The following is a 20,554-nucleotide window of genomic DNA, read 5'->3' on the forward strand; positions in this document are numbered from 1 at the left end:
CCACTACCGAGTGGCATCTGCTGGCGGCAAGATTAGCTTTGCGCATGCAGAGGTGCAACCGGGTGCAACCCAAATTGTTCAGGAATTTTTCGATCGTGATCGGGAAAAATTCCGGCCCTCGACGGAATACGCTGCGTCTTGGTGCGTTTACTTCTAAAATCGGCTGTTCTTGCTCCGAAAAGGAGCAAAAACCCGGTATTTTCGCGAAAACATATCGAGGTGCAACTTAATCTCAAGAAACTGGTTGCACCTTATTTACTTTGTTGAATAGCATTCGCGCCCAAGGTGCAACCACTCGCAAGGGTCGGTTCATCGGCTGGCGGCTTTCCTGGGGAAACGCCAGTCATAAATGCGCGGCTCGCCGTATCGTCTACCCGTTACCAATGGGTGGCCGTCTGCCAGACCGCTGCTACATAAAAACAAAGCCAGGGCGTCACTCCTATGAGCGTTAGCAATCCAACCCTGATCACATTCGTGATCTACATCGCAGCAATGGTGCTGATCGGCTTCATGGCCTATCGCTCCACCAACAACCTTTCTGATTACATCCTCGGCGGTCGCAGCCTCGGTAGCGTGGTCACGGCCTTGTCGGCCGGTGCCTCGGACATGAGCGGCTGGTTGCTGATGGGCTTGCCGGGCGCGATCTACATGTCCGGCCTGTCGGAAAGCTGGATTGCCATCGGCCTGATCGTCGGTGCCTACCTCAACTGGCTGTTCGTGGCCGGTCGCCTGCGGGTGCAGACCGAGCACAACGGCGACGCCCTGACGCTGCCGGATTACTTCTCCAGCCGTTTCGAAGATAAAAGCGGCCTGCTGCGGATCATCTCTGCGGTAGTGATCCTGGTGTTCTTCACCATCTACTGCGCGTCCGGCATCGTGGCGGGCGCCCGTCTGTTTGAAAGCACCTTCGGCATGTCCTACGAGACCGCGCTGTGGGCCGGTGCTGCGGCGACCATCGCCTACACCTTCGTGGGTGGCTTCCTGGCGGTCAGCTGGACCGACACTGTGCAAGCTACGCTGATGATCTTCGCGCTGATCCTCACGCCAATCATCGTGCTGCTGGCCACCGGTGGTGTCGACACCACGTTCCTGGCGATCGAAGCCAAGAACCCCGACAACTTCAACATGCTCAAAAACACCAGTTTCATCGGCATCATCTCGCTGATGGGCTGGGGCCTGGGTTACTTCGGCCAGCCGCATATCCTCGCGCGTTTCATGGCGGCGGATTCGGTGAAGTCGATCGCCAAGGCGCGTCGCATCTCCATGACCTGGATGATCCTGTGCCTCGCCGGCACCGTGGCGGTGGGCTTCTTCGGTATTGCTTACTTCTCCGCGCACCCGGAAGTGGCCGGTCCTGTCACCGAGAACCACGAGCGTGTGTTTATCGAGCTGGCCAAGCTGCTGTTCAACCCATGGATCGCGGGCGTGCTGCTGTCGGCCATCCTGGCGGCGGTGATGAGCACCCTGAGCTGCCAACTGTTGGTGTGCTCCAGCGCGCTGACCGAAGACTTCTACAAAACCTTCCTGCGCAAAAACGCCTCCCAGGTTGAGCTGGTGTGGGTGGGTCGCGCGATGGTGCTGTTGGTGGCCCTGATCGCCATCGCCATGGCCGCCAACCCGGACAACCGCGTACTGGGCCTGGTGAGCTACGCCTGGGCAGGCTTCGGCGCTGCGTTCGGCCCTGTGGTGCTGATCTCGGTGATCTGGAAAGGCATGACCCGTAACGGCGCACTGGCCGGTATTCTGGTCGGCGCGATCACCGTGATCGTGTGGAAGCACTTCAATCTGCTGGGCCTGTACGAAATCATCCCGGGCTTTATCTTCGCCAGCCTGGCGATCTATTTCGTGAGCAAGATGGGCGCACCGACTGCGGGTATGGTCGAGCGTTTTGATGCAGCGGAAAAAGACTACAACCTCAACAAGTAACTCGGTGGGCGGTAAGCGCCAATTGCGTTAGAAAAAAGGCCCGCATCCTTAGGATAGCGGGCCTTTTTTTGATCGTTTTGATCGTTCCCATGCTCCGCGTGGGAATGCCACCCCGGACGCTCCGCGTCCCGCTGCCAGTTCAGCCAGCATCCGGCTGATTGAGAAAAATCAGCACGCCCAGGATCGCCATGTAGAACTTGAATGCCGCTTCCTGGCCGTTCCACTGATGGGACTGCCACATCAGAAACCATTCACCGCCGACCACCATAAAGCCAAAAAACCACACCACAAAGCCGAGGGTCAGGCCGGCTGTTGCACCTGCCTTGGCGCGGTTGAATTCGCTCCCGCCTGCATGCCGCGCGCGCCATAGCGATAGCGCGCCCCGCGCCAGCAGTACAGCGGTGAGCGCCTCGCCGAGAATGATCAGCACGTAGGCCGCGTGCCACATCCACGGCGTCGTGATTGCCCGATACATGGCGGCGTTGTTCGGGAAGGTGGTGTCCATGCTCAACACATGTTGGACGAAGGCGAAGTTGGAGCCGTAGTCCGTGATGTTGTTGAACGCAACCAGGGTGGCGAAGGCGGCGAGGGCCAGGGTCAGGATGATTTTTGCGTAGCGGGTGGCCATGCTTTTTCCAGTGATCCGGTGAGGAGGAGCTATTACGCTAGCACGGCCTTGGCGTGCCTTCGACGCCAGATACATGAAGAATCCGGCACCCAGGGTGTAGGAGCTTACTGATTTGTCTGTGGTGTGCTCTGGTGGGTGAAAAGCTGGTGCAGAATCGCTCGCCCACCCCTTGCGGAGAGACACCGGATGTTTGCTCTTGCCAATCAAAGTGCCTTTAACCTGACCCTTGATGGGCAGCCCAGTGAACTCAAGGTTCGAGGGTTTTCGGGTGATGAATTTATCAGCCTGCCTTTTCGTTTTGACCTTGAGTTGGTGAGCGAACAACCCGACCTGGACCTCGATAGCCTCCTGCACCGTCAGGCGTTCCTGGGGTTTGATGCGCAAGGACACGGCGTTCATGGCCAGGTGTACCGGGTGGCGCAAGGCGATTCCGGCAAGCGCCTGACCCGTTACCAGATCACCCTGGTGCCGCAGTTGGCTTACCTGGAACACAGCACGCACCAGCGGATCTTTCAGAAAAAAACCGTGCCGCAGATCATTGCGCTGGCACTGGAGGCACAGGGTATCCAGGGTGATGCCTTTGCGTTTCAGCTGAGTGGGCAATACCCCGAGCGTGAGTACTGTGTTCAGTTCGGCGAAACCGATCTGGCGTTCATTCAGCGCTTGTGCGTGGAGTCGGGCATTCACTATCACTTCCAGCACAGCCCCGAACGCCATCTGTTGGTGTTTGGCGATGACCAAAGCGTGTTCACCCAGCCAGACCAAGCCACTCCCTACTCGGCCGGTTCCGCCATGGTGGCCGGGGCCCCTGCGATCAAGCACTTCATCCTGCGGTTGGAGACCCGCACCACCGGCGTAAGCGTGCGCGATTATGATTTCAAAAAGCCCGGTCTGGTCCTGGAAAGCGCGGCATCCAGCGGGCAACAGCCTGTGCTGAATGAGCAGTACTACCCTGGGCACTTCACTGATCGAACCCATGGCAAGTACTTGGCGCAACGGGTGCTTGAGCGTCATCGCAGTGACTTTCGCCAAGCCAGCGGTAGTGGTGACCAGCCGGCCTTGTCCACTGGGCAGTTCCTGAAGATGACCGGGCACCCTCGTCCGGAATGGAATAATTTGTGGTTGGTTACCCGGTTGTACCATTCAGGGCAACAGCCTCAGGTCCTTGAGGAATCTGCGCCTGACACTTATGACGATGGCGTCTCCCCCGGCTACCACAATGAGTTTGTCGTCACACCTTGGGATGTGCCGTTTCGAACGCCGCTGATCATGTCCCGCCCGCAAATATCGGGCTACCAGAACGCAGTGGTCACCGGGCCTGCCGACGCTGAGGTCCATTGCGACGAATACGGTCGCGTCAAAGTGCAGATGGCCTGGGATCGCGACGGCGGACACAACGAGTACTCCAGTTGCTGGCTGCGGGTAGCCAGCGGCTGGGCTCACGACCGTTACGGTGCGGTGCTGATCCCGCGGGTCGGCATGGAGGTGCTGGTGGGCTTCGTCAATGGCGACGTGGATATGCCGCTGGTGATGGGCTGCCTGCCCAACGCGGCGAATCTGTTGCCCCTTGACCTGCCGGCGGAAAAGACCCGCAGCCTGTTCCGAAGCCAAAGCACTCCGGGCGGCGGCGGTTACAACGAGTTGCGCATTGAGGATCGCAAAGGCGCCGAGGAGATTTACCTGCGTGCCCAGCGCGACTGGACCCAGCACGTCTTGCATGACCAACACGTCCAGGTGGATAACCAGCGTCGGCTCAAGGTGGGTGGCGAATCCCACCATGAGCTGCTGGGTGAAGAGCAGCGCATCACCCATGGCAATCGCCTCGCGGAACTCAAGCAGGATGATCATCTGGTCGTCGCTGGCTCGCAGCAGGTGCGGGCCGGGCGGACCATCCAGATCGGCGCCGGGCAAAGCGTGGTCATCGATGCGGGCGCCAGCGTGACAATCCAGGCCGGAGGGCAATCGATCACGCTGTCGGCCGCCGGAATTTTCAGCAGTGTGCCGATCCAGGTTGGCGGTGCGCCCGCTGCTGTGCCGATGCCGCTGATGCCGGGTGTCACCGCAAAGTTGTCAGCGGCTGTTGCTGCACCACTCAGTGGCGTACAGGTTGCCAGCCTCAAGCGCAGTGCGCCGTTTTGCGAGGAGTGTGAGCGCTGCAAGAACGGCCAGTGTGATATTCCCGGACACTCTCACCCTTAAATGGAATTTATCCCGATGTCTCAGTCCATGGTTCCCAGCGCCTGGCTCGCACAGTGGCCACTACAACCCGAGGAGCGCCTCTACGCAGTGTTGGGCAGCGCCAGCGAAGCCAGGCCGCTTAATGCATGGCAAACCCTGGCACCGAGGAAATTGCCGCATTCGATATGGGCCGGTACGGCTTACGCCGAATGGGTCGACGTCATGCCTTATGTGGGCATTGTTGAGCCGGGCAGTGCCTTCCTTGATTGGGTCGCCAGCGCCGAGGCAACGGACTGGGGTTGGCTCGCGGTCTCGTCCAGCCCGCCGGAGACGGTGGCTGCGCACCTGCAAGGCCTGACCAAAGTGTGGTTGCCGGATGAGCAGGCGGTGTTTTTACGCTTTTGGGATGGCGCTCAGTGGCTGCCCATTCTGCAGAAGCTCGGCGATGAGGCCGCACGCGTGTTGCCGGTGTTTCAGCGCTACCTGATCAATGGCCAGCCGCTGGCCGTCAGCACCAGCCCGGCCACGGCGGCCAAGGCCAGCCCATGGTGGCAAGTGCCTGCGTCGCTGCTTGAGCACTTGGCAGAGCGATCGCCGCAGGTGCTGATCGGCAACCTGCTGCAATGGCTCGAAGAGCAGCGCCCGGACCTCTACACCGCGTTCAGGCCTGCGACCTTGCGGCACAAGGTCGCCTACTTTTCGCGCAGGCCCGACGTCAGCCCTCAAGCGCTGGCGGATTATCTGGCTTCAGAGTTGAGTTGAAGCCAGGGCCTGCTGCAGGTCCTCGATCAAGTCTTCAATCGCCTCGATGCCGACCGACAGGCGAATCATCTCCGGCTTCACGCCGGCCTTGGCCTGTTCCTGCTCGTTCATCTGCCGGTGAGTGGTGGACGCGGGGTGGCAGGCCAGGGATTTGGCATCGCCAATATTCACCAACCGCTTGAAGATTTGCAGGGCATCGTAGAAACGCACGCCCGCGTCATAGCCGCCCTTCAAGCCGAATGACAGGATCGCCGAGGGTTTGCCCTGCATGTATTTCTGCGCCAAGGCGTGGTGCGGGTGGTCCGGCAGCCCGGCGTAGCTGACCCACTCCACCTCGGCGTGGCCTTGCAGGAACTGCGCAACCTTCAGCGCGTTTTCGGTATGGCGCTCCATGCGCAAGGCCAGGGTTTCCAGGCCTTGCAGCAACAGAAATGCATTCATCGGCGCCAGCGCAGCCCCGGTGTTGCGCAACGGCACAGTGCGGGCGCGGGCAATGAAGGCGGCGGGGCCGAACTTTTCCGTGTAGACCACCCCGTGGTAGGCCGGCTCCGGTTGGTTGAGGCCGGGGAATTTTTCCGGGTATTGGGTCCAGGGGAAGGTGCCGCTGTCGACGATCACACCGCCCAGGGAGTTGCCATGGCCGCCCACGTATTTGGTGACCGAGTGCACCACGATGTCGGCGCCGAACTGAATCGGCTTGCACAGGATCGGCGTGGCCACGGTGTTATCCACCATCAGCGGTACGCCGCGCGCATGGGCGACATCGGCCAGGGCTTCAATGTCGATAATATTGCCTGCCGGGTTGCCGATGCTTTCGCAGTAGACCAGCTTGGTGTTGTCGTCGATCAAGTCGGCGATGGCCTGGGCAGAGTCGTCGCGGGCGAAGCGCACGTCGACGCCAAAGCTTGGCAGCAGGTGGGCGAACAAGGTGTAGGTGCCGCCGTAAAGCTGGGGCGTGGTGACGATATTGTCGCCCGCACGGGTCAGGGTCTGGATTGCATAGTGGATTGCCGCGCTACCGGCCGACACGGCCAGGGCGGCGATACCGCCTTCAAGGGCGGCAATGCGCTGCTCCAGCACGTCGTTGGTAGGGTTCATGATGCGTGTGTAGATGTTGCCGGGCACGTCCAGATTGAACAGGTCGGCGCCATGCTGGGCATTATCGAACTCGAAGGCGACGTTCTGGTAGATCGGCACGGCGACGGCCTTGGTGGTCGGGTCCGACTTGAAGCCGTGGTGCAATGCAATGGTGGCGTCTTTCATGATGCGGGTTGACCTCCTTGGATTCCAGGGTTGCCCCCAAGCAATGTGGGGGCTGGCTTGCCTGCGATGCCAGCACCGCGGTGTATGGGTAATACCGCGGTGATGCCATCGCAGGCAAGCCAGCTCCCACAGCAGCCATAGATTGTTTTCGGCAGTGCGCCTGCCTTTGCGACATAAGCACCGCCCGACACGCAGCCCTGCACCTTTGCCGCCGTAGAAGGTAAACTTCGCCCCCTGCGCAGGAGCAACCATGAATTATCGTCACGCCTTTCACGCCGGCAACCACGCCGATGTCTTCAAACACCTGACCTTGACCCGCCTCATCGCCCTGATGTCGCGCAAGGAGCAGCCGTTCGCCTACCTCGACACCCACGCCGGGATTGGCCTGTACGACTTGCAGGGCGACCAGGCCAACCGCACCGGCGAATACCTGGAAGGCATTGCGCGCCTGTGGGGCGAAAGCGACCTGCCGCCACTCACCGCCGACTACATGCGTGTGCTGCACGAGATGAACCCGGACGGCCAGCTGCGCTACTACCCAGGCTCGCCGGAGCTGGCGCGCCGCCTCACGCGGCCCCAGGACCGTGTATTGCTTAATGAGAAGCACCCGGAAGACGGCGTGCTGCTCAAGGACAACATGAAAGGCGATCGCCGGGTCAAAGTGCACTTGGGCGAAGGCTGGCATGTGCCACGTGCTTTGCTGCCAGTGCCGGAAAAACGCGCGTTGATGCTGATCGATCCCCCGTTTGAACAACTTGATGAGATGCAGCGCTGCGCGGCGTCCCTCAAGGAAGCGGTCAGCCGCATGCGCCAGACCGTCGCGGCGATCTGGTACCCGGTGAAGGACCAGCGCATGCTGCGGCGTTTCTATCAGGACCTGGCCGGCACCGGCGCGCCGAAGCTGCTGCGTGTGGAATTGCTGGTGCATCCGTTGGACACGCCCAACACCCTGACCGGCTCGGGCCTGGCGATTGCCAACCCGCCGTGGGGGCTGGAGGAGGAGCTTCGTGAGCTGCTGCCGTGGCTGTCCAAGAAACTTGGTCAGACCCAGGGTGGGTGGCAGATGGATTGGCTCATCGCTGAGTAATGAGTCGCCTGTCGGAACGCTATCGCGGGCAAGCCCGCTCCCACATTTGGAATGCATTCCAAGGTGGGAGCGGGCTTGCCCGCGATGCTTTTGGCGTCAGATAGGGCAGGTCACGCCGGTACCGCCGATGCCGCAATAGCCTTGCGGATTCTTCGCCAGGTACTGCTGGTGGTACGCCTCGGCGAAATACACCGTCGGGGCTTGTTCGATTTCAGTCGTGATCACACCCAGGCCCGCCTTGTTCAATTCAGCCTGATAGGCATCGGCGCTGGCCTTGGCCGCTTCCAGATGCTCAGGTTTCACCGCGTAGATCACCGAGCGGTATTGGGTGCCGATGTCGTTGCCCTGGCGCATGCCCTGGGTGGGGTTGTGCAACTCCCAGAACATTTTCAGCAGTTCTTCATAGCTGATCTTGTCCTGGTCAAACACAACCAGTACCACCTCGCTGTGGCCGGTCAGGCCCGAGCAGACTTCTTCGTAGGTCGGGTTCGGCGTGTAGCCACCGGCGTAACCGACCACGGTGCTGACCACGCCGTCGCGCTGCCAGAACCGCCGTTCGGCACCCCAGAAGCAACCGAGGCCGAAGATCGCAAACTCTACGTTGTCGACAAAGGGGCCAAGCAGCGGGTTGCCGTTGACGAAGTGGGTTTCGGGCAGGTTCATCGGCGTTTCACGGCCAGGCAAAGCTTGTTCTTGAGTCGGCAGCACGTTTTTGTTCACCAGAATTTCCGAGCGCAAGACCATGATCAGTCCTCTCAGTCAGATTGAGTTATGTATTAAGACAGACAGCCAGTGTGCCCGAGTGTTACAGCGCTGTCAGGCGATTGGCCCGCGCGGATAGCGTTTAAGCTTTTCCAACAGCTCTGCGCCGGGGATCGGCCGGTCGAACAGGTAGCCCTGGCCCACATCGCAGCGATGGCGGCGCAGGAACGCCAGCTGTTCGGCCGTCTCGATGCCCTCGGCCACTACCTTGAGCTTGAGGTTATGGGCCATGGCGATGACCGCCGAGGTGATCTCCATGTCGTCCTGGTTGTCCGGGATTTCGTGGATAAAGCTGCGATCGATCTTGATGATGTCGATGGGGAATTTTTTCAGGTAGCTCAGCGACGAGTAGCCGGTGCCGAAGTCGTCCATGGCCAGGGTCAGGCCGAAGCTCTTGAGCTGGTCGAGTTGAAGGCGCGTGTCTTCGGTGGCTTCGAGCAGCAAGCCTTCGGTCAACTCCAGCTCCAGCAGGTTGGCCGGCAGTTGTTCTTCCTTGAGGATGGTGGCGATCGACGCCACCAGGTCCGGGTCGGAGAACTGCTTGGGCGACAGGTTGATCGCCACCTGCAGATTGCCCATGCCGCCTGCGCTCAACTGCTTGCTCATGCGGCAGGCCTGGCGCGCGATCCATTTGCCGATGGGGATGATCAACCCGGTTTCTTCGGCCACGCTGATGAACTGGTCCGGGCGGATCATGCCCTTTTCCGGGTGATTCCAGCGCAGCAGCGCTTCCATGCCCAGCAAGCGGCCGCTGCGCAGGCACAGTTTGGGCTGGTAGAACACGTCCAGCTCGTTTTGGGTCAGGGCGCGGCGCAGGTTGTTTTCCACGAACAGCTTGTAACTGGCCTCGGCGTTCAGGGCCTCGGTGAAGACCTGCACCTGATGTTTGCCGTTGGCCTTGGCCTTGTGCAGGGCCAAACCGGCGTTACGCATCAGGGTCTGTGGGTCGCGGCCGTGCAGCGGTGCACAGGCCAGGCCCACGGAGCCGGTGACGCTGATCAACTGGTTGTCGACAAACATCGGCTTGTCGAGGGTGGTCAGCAATTGGCTGGCCACCTGTTGGCCGGTCTCAAGGTCGGTATCGTCCAGCAACACCGCAAACTCGTTACTGGCAAAACGCGCCAGGCTGCCACCGGCACTCAGGCTGTTGCGCAGGCGCCGGGCCAGGCTGATCAGCAGTTTGTCACCGGTCTGGTGACCGAGGCTGTCGTTGATGCGCTTGAAGTTGTCGATGTCCACCAGCAGCAGGCTGATCGGGCTGTCGCTGTCGCGGGCGAAGCGTTCATCAAGGTTGCGAATAAACGCCGGGCGGTTGCCCAGGTTGGTCAGGTTATCGGTGTAGGCCAGGCGCTCGATACGCTGCTGCGCGAGCTTGGTCTGGGTGATGTCTTCGTAGATGCCGATGTAGTGGGTCAACTCACGGTTGTCGCCATACACCTTGGAGATCGACAGCTGGCCCCAATAGGGTTCCAGGTTTTTGCGCCGGCTCTTGAATTCACCCTGCCAGCTGTTGCTCTTGGCCAGGCTCGACGGCGCGTCGAACAGCAGTTCGCTGAGGTTTTCCAGGGCCGGCAACTGTGCCAGGCGGTGGCCGTGGACTTCTTCGGCACTGTACTGGGTGATCGCGGTAAAGCTTGGGTTGACGTACTCCACCACGCCGTCGCAATTGACCAGCAGAAAGGCGTTGGCGCTTTGTTCCACCGCGCGCTGGAACAGGTGCAAGGCGCTGGTGGCGGTGCGGCGGTTGTGGTTATTGATCACTTGCGCGAACTGGTCCGCCAGCTCGCCGGCAAAGGCGATCTCATCCGACTGCCAGGCACGCGAGCTGCCACTTTGCTCCAGGCACAACACACCGACGACCTGACCATCTACGCGGATGCTGGCGTCGAGCATGGCGTGGACGTCCTTGGCGCGCAGGCTCTCGGCCATTTCCCGGGTGCGCGGGTCACGCATCGCGTGGGTGGCGTCGATGGCACGGCTCGAATGCAGGGCTTCCAGGTAATCCGGGAAGTTGCTGGCGTCAATCGCTTCGGGCAAGTGGTGCTGCTGGTCTTCGCGGTGGTAGGCCGAGATCGGCACCAGGCGCTGGCCTTCGAGGTTCCAGATGCTGGCGCAGTCGATCTGGTAGATATCGCAGGCACTGCGGGTGATCAGCTCGGCGGCTTCTTGCAGCGAATTCGGCGTGGTGTAGCGCTGGCGCGCCAGCAGCAGGATCAGCTCCTGTTGGGCGCGTACCCGTTCAAGGTGCTGCAGCTGTTCCTGCTGGGCACGCTGGTTGAGTTCCAGGGCAATCTGCAGGCGGCTGTTCTGGTTTTCCAGGTCGGCGGTCGGGGCGGCGGTGGGGATTTCGCTGAACAGGCCGTCGACCACCATCAGGTAGCCGCGCAACAGGTGGCGATTGTGTTGTTTATACGCCTCGCCCATCTCCAGCAGGCTCAATGGCCCATCGTTGGTGTGCAGGGTGTAGCGCACCAGGTAATGCGGGCTATGGGCCAACTGCTGCTGGATGGTGTCGTGCAGTTGATAGCGCGCCTGGGGTTCCATCAGGCTGGCGTAGGGGGTGCCGATCAAGGCGCACAGTTCCACCGCCGGCAGGCCGAATTGGCGCTCGCAATTGGGGTCCAGGTACAGCAGCGCCCAGCTTGCCTCATTAAGCCGCTCGAAACGCAGCATACCGAGGCGCGAAGGCACCGGTAATTGCGTCACTACCTCGGCCGCCATACGGGCGACATCGGGTTGGCTTTTCATGGGGGAAACTCGCTTGGGAAGATGCGCACGGCGCCGGGCTCACGCCCTCTTTACTGTCACCTGCGGCAAGGTTGCATCATGCAGCACGCACTGACAAGAGAGGATGAAGGCTAAGTGCTATAACCCTGTTATCGGCCGCGTGGGGGATTTCTGCAATCGGGGTGATGGAAGGTGTACAAACCTGTTTTGCGTGTTCAACAGACACCCAAAAAAAGCCCCGCCAAGTGGCGGGGTTGAGGTACGAGCGTGGCGCTCGGAAATCGGTAGTGCCAGGCCTCCCCGGTGACAGGGAGGCCCGTTTGAGGCTTATAGCAAGATGGTGCGGATGTCGTTGAGCAGTTGGCTCAGACGCTGCGTGAAGCGGGCAGCAGCAGCGCCGTTGATCACACGGTGATCGTAGGACAACGACAGCGGCAGCATCAGCTTCGGCTGGAACGCTTTACCGTCCCACACAGGCTGGATAGTGGCCTTGGACACACCCAGGATCGCCACTTCCGGCGCGTTGACGATTGGCGTGAAGCCAGTACCGCCAATGTGACCGAGGCTGGAGATCGTGAAGCAAGCGCCTTGCATGTCATCGGCGGTGAGCTTCTTGTCGCGGGCCTTGGCAGCCAGCGCAGCAGCTTCAGCGGCGAGTTGCAGCAGGCTCTTCTGATCAACGTTCTTGATCACAGGAACCAGCAGGCCGTCCGGGGTATCCACGGCGAAACCTACGTTCACGTACTTCTTGCGAATGATCGCCTTGCCGCTTGGTGCCAGCGAACTGTTGAAGTCCGGCAGCTCCTTGAGCAGGTGCGCGCACGCCTTGAGCAACAGTGGCAGCACGGTCAGTTTCACACCGGCTTTTTCGGCCACGGCTTTCTGCGCAACGCGGAACGCTTCCAGGTCGGTGATATCGGCCTGGTCGAACTGAGTCACGTGCGGGATGTTCAGCCAGCTGCGGTGCAGGCTCGACGCGCCGATTTGCATCAGGCGGGTCATCGGCACTTCTTCGGTTTCGCCGAAGCGGCTGAAGTCCACGACCGGGATCGGTGGAATGCCCGAGCCGCCCGTAGCAGCGCCGGCAGCCGGAGCTTCCTTGGCTTTCTGCATCATGGCTTTGACGTACACCTGCACGTCTTCTTTGAGCACACGACCGTGCGGGCCGGTGGCCGACACAGCGTTGAGCTCAACGCCGAACTCACGGGCCAGCTGACGCACGGCAGGGCCGGCGTGAACCTTGGCACCGCTTGGCGCAGGTGCAGGCGCAGCCGCCGGAGCCGGTGCGGCCTCGGCTTTTGCAGCAGGTGCAGGAGCGGCAGCCGCCGGAGCAGCTTCAGCCTTGGCAGCCGGAGCAGCAGCCGGTGCTGGCGCAGCAGCAGGTGCAGCGCCTTGTACTTTGAGCTTGAGGATGAAGTCGCCAGTGCCGACTTCGTCTTCCAGCTTGACCGCGATGCTTTCCACTACGCCGGCAGCCGGCGATGGGATTTCCATGGAGGCCTTGTCGGACTCCAGGGTGATCAGCGACTGGTCGGCTTCGACGGTGTCGCCGACCTTGACCAGCAGCTCGATGATCTTGGCCTTGCCCGACGAGCCGATGTCCGGAACATGAATGTCCTGGACAGTGGCAGCGGCCGGAGCAGCAGCCGGGGCCGCAGGGGCCTCGGCAGCAGCAGGTTTTTCAGCGGCAGGTGCGGGTGCAGCAGCGGCAGCCGGGGCTGGCGCAGGGGCCGCATCAGCGGCGCCTTCGATTTCCAGTTCCAGCAGTTCGTCGCCTTCTTTCAGGCGGTCGCCCAGCTTCACTTTCAGGCTCTTGACCACGCCGGCCTTGGGAGCAGGGATTTCCATGCTCGCCTTGTCCGACTCCAGGGTCAGGATGCTCTGGTCGGCTTCGACGGTGTCGCCGACCTTCACAAACAGCTCGATTACTTCACCTTCACCGCTGCCGATGTCAGGTACGCGAATGAGTTCGCTCACAAAAAATCTCCTCAGCAGTCCAGTGGGTTGCGTTTTTCCGGGTTGATCCCGAACTTGACGATAGCGTCAGCCACCACCTTAGGTTCGATCTCACCACGGTCAGCCAAGGCTTCCAGGGCTGCCAACACCACGAAGTGACGGTCAACTTCGAAGAAGTGACGCAGCTTTTTGCGGCTGTCACTGCGGCCGAAACCGTCGGTGCCCAGGACTTTGAATTCCTTGGACGGGACCCACTGGCGAATCTGTTCAGCAAACAGCTTCATGTAGTCGGTAGAGGCAATGACTGGACCTTTACGGCCGGCCAGGCACTCTTCGACGTAGCTCTTGGCTGGTTTCTGACCTGGGTGCAGGCGGTTGTTGCGCTCGACTGCCAGGCCGTCGCGACGCAGTTCGTTGAAGCTGGTAACGCTCCACACGTCAGCGCCGACGTTGAACTCTTCACGCAGGATCTTCGCCGCTTCACGCACTTCACGCAGGATGGTGCCGGAGCCCATCAGCTGCACGTGGTGCGCCGCTTCCTTGGTGTCTTCTTCGAGCAGGTACATGCCCTTGATGATGCCTTCCTCAACACCGGCCGGCATGGCTGGCTGCTGGTAGGACTCGTTCATCACAGTAATGTAGTAGAAAACGTCCTGCTGCTCTTCGGTCATCTTCTTCATGCCGTCCTGGATGATCACCGCCAGCTCATAGCCGTAGGTTGGATCAAAGGTGCGGCAGTTCGGGATGGTGGCAGCCAGGATGTGGCTGTGACCGTCTTCGTGTTGCAGGCCTTCGCCGTTCAGCGTGGTCCGGCCGGCGGTGCCGCCGATCAGGAAGCCACGGGTACGGCTGTCGCCTGCTGCCCACGCCAGGTCGCCGATACGCTGGAAGCCGAACATCGAGTAGAAGATGTAGAACGGCAGCATCGGCTGGTTGTGGCTGGAGTACGAAGTACCGGCAGCGATGAAGGAACTCATGGCGCCCGCTTCGTTGATGCCTTCTTCGAGGATCTGGCCCTTCTTGTCTTCCTTGTAGAACATCACCTGGTCTTTATCGACTGGCTCGTAGAGCTGGCCGACGGAGGAGTAGATGCCCAACTGACGGAACATGCCTTCCATACCGAAGGTACGGGCTTCGTCCGGGATGATCGGGACGATACGCGAACCGATTTCCTTGTCCTTGACCAGCTGCGCCAGGATGCGCACGAAAGCCATGGTGGTGGAGATTTCACGGTCGCCCGAGCCGTCCAGGATAGCCTTGAGGGTATCGAGTGGCGGAGTCGGGATGTCGAAAGACTTGGCGCGGCGCTGTGGCACGAAACCGCCCAGTGCAGTGCGACGCTCGCTGAGGTAGCGGGCTTCGGCGCTGTTTGGCTCCGGCTTGAAGAACGGCAGGTTTTCCAGCTCTTCATCCTTGACCGGGATGTCGAAGCGATCGCGGAACAGCTTCAGGCTTTCAACATCAACTTTCTTGGTGTTGTGCGCAGTGTTCTTCGCTTCGCCGGCACCGGTGCCATAACCTTTGATGGTCTTGGCCAGGATGACGGTAGGTTGTTCTTTGTGGTTGACCGCTTCGTGGTACGCCGCGTAGACCTTGTACGGGTCGTGGCCGCCACGGTTGAGTTTCCAGATTTCGTCGTCGGACAGGTCTGCAACCATTGCCTTGAGTTCAGGCGTGTTGAAGAAGTGTTCACGTACGAACGCGCCGTCTTTGGCTTTGTAGTTCTGGTACTCGCCGTCGATGACTTCGTCCATGCGACGTTGCAGGATACCGTCGACGTCCTTGGCCAGCAGTGGGTCCCAGAAACGGCCCCAGATGACTTTGGTCACGTTCCACTGAGCACCGCGGAACACGCCTTCGAGTTCCTGGATGATCTTGCCGTTGCCGCGAACCGGGCCGTCGAGGCGCTGCAGGTTGCAGTTGATGACGAAGATCAGGTTGTCGAGCTTCTCGCGGCCAGCCAGGGAGATAGCGCCCAGGGATTCCGGCTCGTCACACTCGCCGTCGCCCAGGAAGCACCAGACTTTCTGCTTGCCTTCAGGGATGAAGCCACGGGCTTCCAGGTACTTCATGAAGCGTGCCTGGTAGATCGCCTGGATCGGGCCAAGGCCCATGGATACTGTCGGGAACTGCCAGAAATCAGGCATCAGCCAAGGGTGCGGGTACGACGACAGGCCGTTACCGTCCACTTCCTGGCGGAAGTTGTTCATGTGTTCTTCGGTGATGCGGCCTTCCATGAACGCACGGGCATAGACGCCTGGCGAGGTGTGGCCCTGGAAGTAGATCAGGTCGCCGCCGTGTTCGTCGGTCGGGGCCTGGAAGAAGTAGTTGAAGCCGATGTCATACAGGGTTGCGCTGGAAGCGAAGCTGGAGATGTGACCGCCCAGGTCAGAATCTTTCAAGTTCGTGCGCATTACCATCGCCATGGCGTTCCAACGTACCAGCGAGCGAATGCGGCGTTCCATGAACAGGTCGCCAGGCATGCGTGCTTCGTGGGTAACGGGGATGGTGTTGCGGTATGGCGTGGTGATGGCGTAAGGCAATTGCGAGCCGCTGCGGGTCGCGAGTTCGCCCATACGGGTCATCAAATAATGAGCACGGTCTTCGCCTTCTTTGTCGAGAACCGATTCCAGGGCGTCCAGCCATTCCTGGGTTTCGACGGGATCGAGGTCTTGCATGGCTTGCTCCAGGGCGGAAAGGCTACCAGAATCGGTTGCCTGAAGTTTGCGACTGGCCTTGTGGGCAGACGACATAAATTCTTGGATGGCCGAAGGTTGCTTCGGCGTCCTGTAGTTTTACTACAAATCGTCGGCCATTTCAGCCTTTCGAATGTATATACGAGTAGTAAAACTACACAAGACTGAGCGTATGGCTCGGTCCGGCTGGTGAGCATAATCGTTATTGTTGATCATTTGCGAACAAGAAAAGGTGAAAGTTTGATGCTGGCTGCCAAGATGAAATTAATTTCAGCTATTTCTAACCTTTGTTCGACAGTCCTTCACCAAGCGTGGTTCTTGCCTTCACAACCACATGCCTTTCGCGCGCCGATCAAGGATAGACCATGAGCCTTCCAACGCTGGCCGAACTGCCGGCCATTCTCTTGCCTTTTGCCCAGCGGGCCGAGCAGTCATTTCGTGACGCAGTGGCCGCGCTGGACGCCGATCATGGACTTTCTGCGTGGACGCCGCAACGGTGGGCCGACTTTGCCCGGGTGTGCGCCGCCAGTGATTTCGTCATTGAACAGAGTGTTCGTGACCCTTTGATGTTGCTTGAACTGGTGGCCTGGGGCGAGCTGGACCGCGGCTTTGCGCCCGGTGAGCTGTGCAGTCAGATCGCCGGTGCCGTGCAACAGGCCGAAACAGAAGATGAGTTGGGCCGGGTGCTGCGCCGCCAACGCACGCGTCAGCAAGTGCGCATTATCTGGCGCGACCTGACCCGACAGGCGGACCTGGTGCAAACCTGTCGCGACCTTTCCGACATGGCCGACGCCAGCATCGACCAGGCTTACCAGTGGCTGTACCAGCGCCACTGCGTACAGTTCGGCACGCCCACTGGCCGGCGCAGCGGCGAAGCCCAGCACATGGTCATCCTCGGCATGGGCAAGCTCGGCGCGGTGGAGTTGAACCTGTCATCGGACATCGACCTGATCTTCGCTTACCCCGAAGGCGGCGAGACGGTGGGCGTGAAGCGCGCGCTGGACAACCAGGAGTTTTTCATTCGACTTGGTCAAAAACTGATCAAGGCGCTCGACCCCATGACGGTCGATGGTTTTGTGTTCCGTGTCGACATGCGCCTGCGGCCCTATGGTTCAGCCGGTGCGTTGGTGCTCAGCTTCAATGCGCTGGAGCAGTACTACCAGGATCAGGGCCGCGACTGGGAACGCTACGCCATGATCAAGGCGCGCGTGGTGGCCGGCGACCAGGTGGCCGGCGCGCAATTGCTGGATATGCTGCGCCCGTTCGTTTACCGCCGTTACCTGGATTTTTCTGCGATTGAAGCATTGCGCACCATGAAACAGCTGATCCAGCAGGAAGTGCGGCGCAAGGGCATGGCCGAGAATATCAAGCTGGGCTCGGGCGGCATCCGCGAGGTGGAGTTTATCGCCCAGGCGTTCCAGTTGATCCACGGTGGTCGCGACCTGAGCCTGCAACAGCGGCCGTTGCTCATGGTGCTCGGCACGCTGGAAGGCCAGGGCTACTTGCCGCCTGCAGTGATCGCCGAACTGCGCAATGGCTATGAATTCCTGCGCTATACCGAGCACGCGATCCAGGCGATTGCCGACCGTCAGACGCAAATGCTGCCGGACAGCCCCGAAGATCAGGCGCGCATTGCCTTTATGCTGGGCTTTGTCGACTGGGCCGCGTTCCATGAGCGCCTGATGTATTGGCGTGGCCGGGTGGACTGGCACTTCCGTCAGGTGATTGCTGATCCTGACGAAGAAGAAGGCGAAGAAAGCGAGCTGGTGGTGGGCGGGGAGTGGTTACCGTTGTGGGAAGAGACCCAGGACGAAGACGCCGCTTGTCGCCAACTGGCCGAGGGTGGTTTTACTGACGCGTCCAAAGCCCTCAAAGCCCTGGCTGGCCTGCGTGGCAGCCCGCAGTTGCGCGCCATGCAGCGCCTCGGTCGCGAGCGGCTCGACGCCTTTATCCCGCGCCTGCTGGCCCAGGCCGTCGAGCACGCCAACCCGGATCTGGTGCTCGAGCGCGTGCTGCCGCTGGTGGAGGCTGTGGCGCGACGTTCTGCTTACCTGGTGCTGCTGACCGAAAACCCCGACGCCCTGCGCCGCTTGTTGACGCTGTGCGCCGCCAGCCCGTGGATTGCCGAGCAAATCACGCGCTTCCCGCTGCTGCTCGATGAGTTGCTCAACGAAGGCCGCCTGTTCAAGCCACCTTTGGCGCCGGAGCTCGCCGCTGAGCTGCGTGAGCGCCTCACACGCATCCCCGAAGATGACCTTGAACAACAGATGGAGGCCTTGCGTCACTTCAAACTGGCCCACCGCCTGCGTGTAGCCGCTTCGGAAATCGCCGGCAGCCTGCCGTTGATGAAGGTCAGCGACTATTTGACCTGGCTCGCCGAAGCTATCCTCGAACAAGTGCTGGCCCTGGCCTGGCGCCAGACGGTCGCCCGTCATGGCTCACCGCAGCGCGTGGACGGCAGCCTGTGCGACCCGGGGTTCATCATTGTGGGTTACGGGAAAGTCGGCGGCATCGAGCTGGGGCATGGCTCGGACCTTGACCTGGTGTTCATCCACGACGGTGATCCCCAGGCCGAGACCGATGGCGCCAAACCCATCGACGGCGCGCAGTTCTTTACGCGTCTGGGCCAGCGGATCATTCACCTGCTCACCACCCAGACCAACTCCGGCCAATTGTATGAAGTGGACATGCGCCTGCGACCTTCCGGCGCCTCCGGTTTGCTGGTCAGCTCGTTGGGGGCGTTTGAGCGCTACCAGGAAAATGAAGCCTGGACTTGGGAACATCAGGCCCTGATCCGCGCGCGGGTACTGGTGGGCAGTCAGGATGTGGGCCATGCGTTCGAGCAGGTACGCGCTAACGTACTGGGGCGTGAACGTGACTTGGCGAAGCTGCGCCAGGAGGTCAGCGAGATGCGCGCCAAGATGCGCGATAACCTGGGCACCAAGGCGACGGCTGCCGGGACGGGGGCGAACGCCTTCGAGCCGACGACCGTGTTCGACCTCAAGCAAGACGCCGGTGGTATCGTCGATATTGAATTTATGGTGCAATACGCGGCTTTGGCGTGGTCTGCGCAACATCCATCGTTGCTGCGCTATACCGACAATATCCGCATTCTGGAAGGCCTGGAGCAGGTCGGGCTGATGCCTGCTGCCGATGCCCATCTGCTGCGGGAGGTGTATAAGGCCTACCGTTCCGCCGCGCACCGCCAGGCCTTGCAAAACGAGGCCGGCACGGTAGCCGGGGATCAGTTCGCCGACGAACGGCGCCAGGTGAAGCGAATCTGGAATGAACTGGGGTTAAGCTGAAACTCGATTAAATGTGGGATGCCAATCTAATGTGGACACACAGCTTTGTGTGGGAGCCGGGCTTGCCCGCGATGCAGACGCCTCGGTTTATCAGTGATACCGAGTTGATGCCTTCGCAGGCAAGCCAGCTCCCACATAAGCCAGCTCTGACACAAAGTGGCTACCGTGACCTACAGTAAATAACGATGCGGGGAGGCATAAGCCTCCCCGCATCGTTTGTGGAAACTACATGAATATTCTGATCGTTGGGCCTAGTTGGGTCGGTGACATGGTGATGGCGCAGACACTGTTCCAGTGCCTCAAGCAACGTCATCCCGACTGCCAAATCGACGTGCTCGCCCCTGAGTGGAGCCGGCCGATCCTCGAGCGCATGCCCGAAGTGCGCACGGCCTTGAGCTTCCCGCTCGGCCATGGCGCCCTTGAATTGGCGACGCGCCGACGCATCGGTAAATCCATGGTCGGCCAGTACGACCAGGCGATTTTGCTGCCCAACTCGCTCAAGTCGGCGTTGGTGCCGTACTTTGCCGGCATCCCCAAGCGTACCGGCTGGCGCGGCGAGTTTCGCTACGTGTTGCTTAATGACGTGCGCACCCTCGACAAGGCGCGCTACCCGCTGATGATCGAACGTTTCATGGCGCTGGCCTACGAGCCCGGCGCCGAGTTGCCCACGCCGTACCCGCGCCCGAGCCTGCAGATCGATCCGGTGAGCCGTGACGCGGCGCTGGCCAAGTTCGGCCTGGCGCTTGACCGTCCAGTGCTGGCGCTGTGCCCCGGCGCCGAGTTTGGCGAGTCCAAGCGCTGGCCGTCGGAGCATTACGCCAAAGTCGCCGAGATGAAGATTCGCGAAGGCTGGCAGGTGTGGCTGTTTGGTTCGAAGAAGGATCACCCGGTCGGCGAAGACATTCGCCAGCGCCTGATCCCCGGCCTGCGTGAAGAAGCGGTGAACCTCAGTGGCGACACGTCGCTGGCCGAGGCTATCGATTTACTCTCCTGCGCCGATTCGGTGGTGTCCAACGACTCCGGCCTGATGCACGTGGCGGCCGCGCTGAACCGCCCCTTGGTGGCGGTGTATGGCTCGACGTCGCCCGGTTTCACCCCGCCTTTGGCCGACAAGGTTGAGGTGGTGCGCCTGGGCCTGGATTGCAGCCCGTGTTTTGAGCGTACCTGCCGTTTTGGCCATTACAACTGCATGCGTCAGTTGTTGCCGCAGCCGGTGAATGAAGCCTTGCAGCGGTTGCAGGGTTCCGCGGTCGAGGTTCGCTAG

Annotated in this window: 12 protein-coding genes; 6 read left to right on the plus strand and 6 right to left on the minus strand. The window is 60.9% G+C overall.

Features of this window, described 5'->3' with window-relative positions; all coding sequences use genetic code 11:
* Window positions 1-441: 441 nt before the first annotated feature.
* Entirely contained in the window at window positions 442-1,926 is a 1,485-nt protein-coding gene (gene putP / locus HU759_RS03175) for a sodium/proline symporter PutP (protein WP_017138528.1), read from the plus strand.
* Between the two features lie 139 nt (window positions 1,927-2,065).
* Here putP and HU759_RS03180 read toward each other — a convergent pair whose 3' ends face one another.
* Window positions 2,066-2,554, minus strand: a complete 489-nt coding sequence (locus HU759_RS03180; protein WP_099548069.1) for a DUF2165 domain-containing protein — start codon at window positions 2,552-2,554, stop codon at window positions 2,066-2,068.
* Window positions 2,555-2,740: 186 nt separating this feature from the next.
* On the opposite strand from HU759_RS03180, the gene HU759_RS03185 reads away from it, so the two are divergent.
* Both HU759_RS03185 and HU759_RS03190 read left to right on the plus strand, forming a co-directional pair.
* A complete protein-coding gene (locus HU759_RS03185; protein ID WP_170039077.1) occupies window positions 2,741-4,753 on the plus strand; it encodes a type VI secretion system tip protein VgrG in 2,013 nt (670 codons plus the stop codon).
* Between the two features lie 15 nt (window positions 4,754-4,768).
* Window positions 4,769-5,494, plus strand: coding sequence for a DUF4123 domain-containing protein (locus HU759_RS03190; protein WP_170039079.1), 726 nt, complete (start codon window positions 4,769-4,771; stop codon window positions 5,492-5,494).
* Here HU759_RS03190 and HU759_RS03195 read toward each other — a convergent pair.
* Window positions 5,480-6,757, minus strand: a complete 1,278-nt coding sequence (locus HU759_RS03195; protein WP_170039081.1) for an O-acetylhomoserine aminocarboxypropyltransferase/cysteine synthase family protein — start codon at window positions 6,755-6,757, stop codon at window positions 5,480-5,482. The two genes, HU759_RS03190 and HU759_RS03195, sit on opposite strands and share 15 nt — an antisense overlap.
* 250 nt (window positions 6,758-7,007) lie before the next feature.
* On the opposite strand from HU759_RS03195, the gene rlmJ reads away from it, so the two are divergent.
* Window positions 7,008-7,844, plus strand: a complete 837-nt coding sequence (gene rlmJ / locus HU759_RS03200; RefSeq protein WP_017138523.1) for a 23S rRNA (adenine(2030)-N(6))-methyltransferase RlmJ — start codon at window positions 7,008-7,010, stop codon at window positions 7,842-7,844.
* 96 nt (window positions 7,845-7,940) lie between these two features.
* Here the strand turns inward: rlmJ and msrA are convergent, their stop codons facing one another.
* From msrA to aceE, 4 genes are all read right to left on the minus strand, one after another.
* Window positions 7,941-8,588, minus strand: a complete 648-nt coding sequence (gene msrA / locus HU759_RS03205; RefSeq protein WP_017138522.1) for a peptide-methionine (S)-S-oxide reductase MsrA — start codon at window positions 8,586-8,588, stop codon at window positions 7,941-7,943.
* A 72-nt stretch (window positions 8,589-8,660) separates the two neighbouring features.
* A complete protein-coding gene (locus tag HU759_RS03210) occupies window positions 8,661-11,354 on the minus strand; it encodes a GGDEF and EAL domain-containing protein (RefSeq protein WP_017138521.1) in 2,694 nt (897 codons plus the stop codon).
* Window positions 11,355-11,660: 306 nt separating this feature from the next.
* The gene (gene aceF / locus HU759_RS03215; protein WP_099548073.1) at window positions 11,661-13,310 is read right to left on the minus strand and encodes a dihydrolipoyllysine-residue acetyltransferase; all 1,650 of its coding nucleotides are present in this window, start codon (window positions 13,308-13,310) and stop codon (window positions 11,661-11,663) included.
* Between the two features lie 11 nt (window positions 13,311-13,321).
* Window positions 13,322-15,967: a pyruvate dehydrogenase (acetyl-transferring), homodimeric type gene (gene aceE / locus HU759_RS03220; protein ID WP_017138519.1), complete on the minus strand. Its 2,646-nt coding sequence runs from the start codon at window positions 15,965-15,967 to the stop codon at window positions 13,322-13,324.
* Window positions 15,968-16,350: 383 nt separating this feature from the next.
* Here aceE and glnE point away from each other — a divergent pair, with 383 nt between their 5' ends.
* Both glnE and waaF read left to right on the plus strand, forming a co-directional pair.
* Window positions 16,351-19,290 carry a bifunctional [glutamate--ammonia ligase]-adenylyl-L-tyrosine phosphorylase/[glutamate--ammonia-ligase] adenylyltransferase gene (gene glnE, locus HU759_RS03225; RefSeq protein WP_186617929.1) on the plus strand — a complete coding sequence of 980 codons (2,940 nt, stop codon included), beginning with the start codon at window positions 16,351-16,353 and terminating at the stop codon, window positions 19,288-19,290.
* 229 nt (window positions 19,291-19,519) lie between these two features.
* Window positions 19,520-20,554 (plus strand): lipopolysaccharide heptosyltransferase II, encoded by a 1,035-nt coding sequence (gene waaF, locus HU759_RS03230; RefSeq protein ID WP_017138516.1) that lies wholly within the window; start codon window positions 19,520-19,522, stop codon window positions 20,552-20,554.

It is taken from the genome of Pseudomonas sp. OE 28.3, assembly GCF_014268205.2.
Classification (GTDB): domain Bacteria; phylum Pseudomonadota; class Gammaproteobacteria; order Pseudomonadales; family Pseudomonadaceae; genus Aquipseudomonas; species Aquipseudomonas edaphica.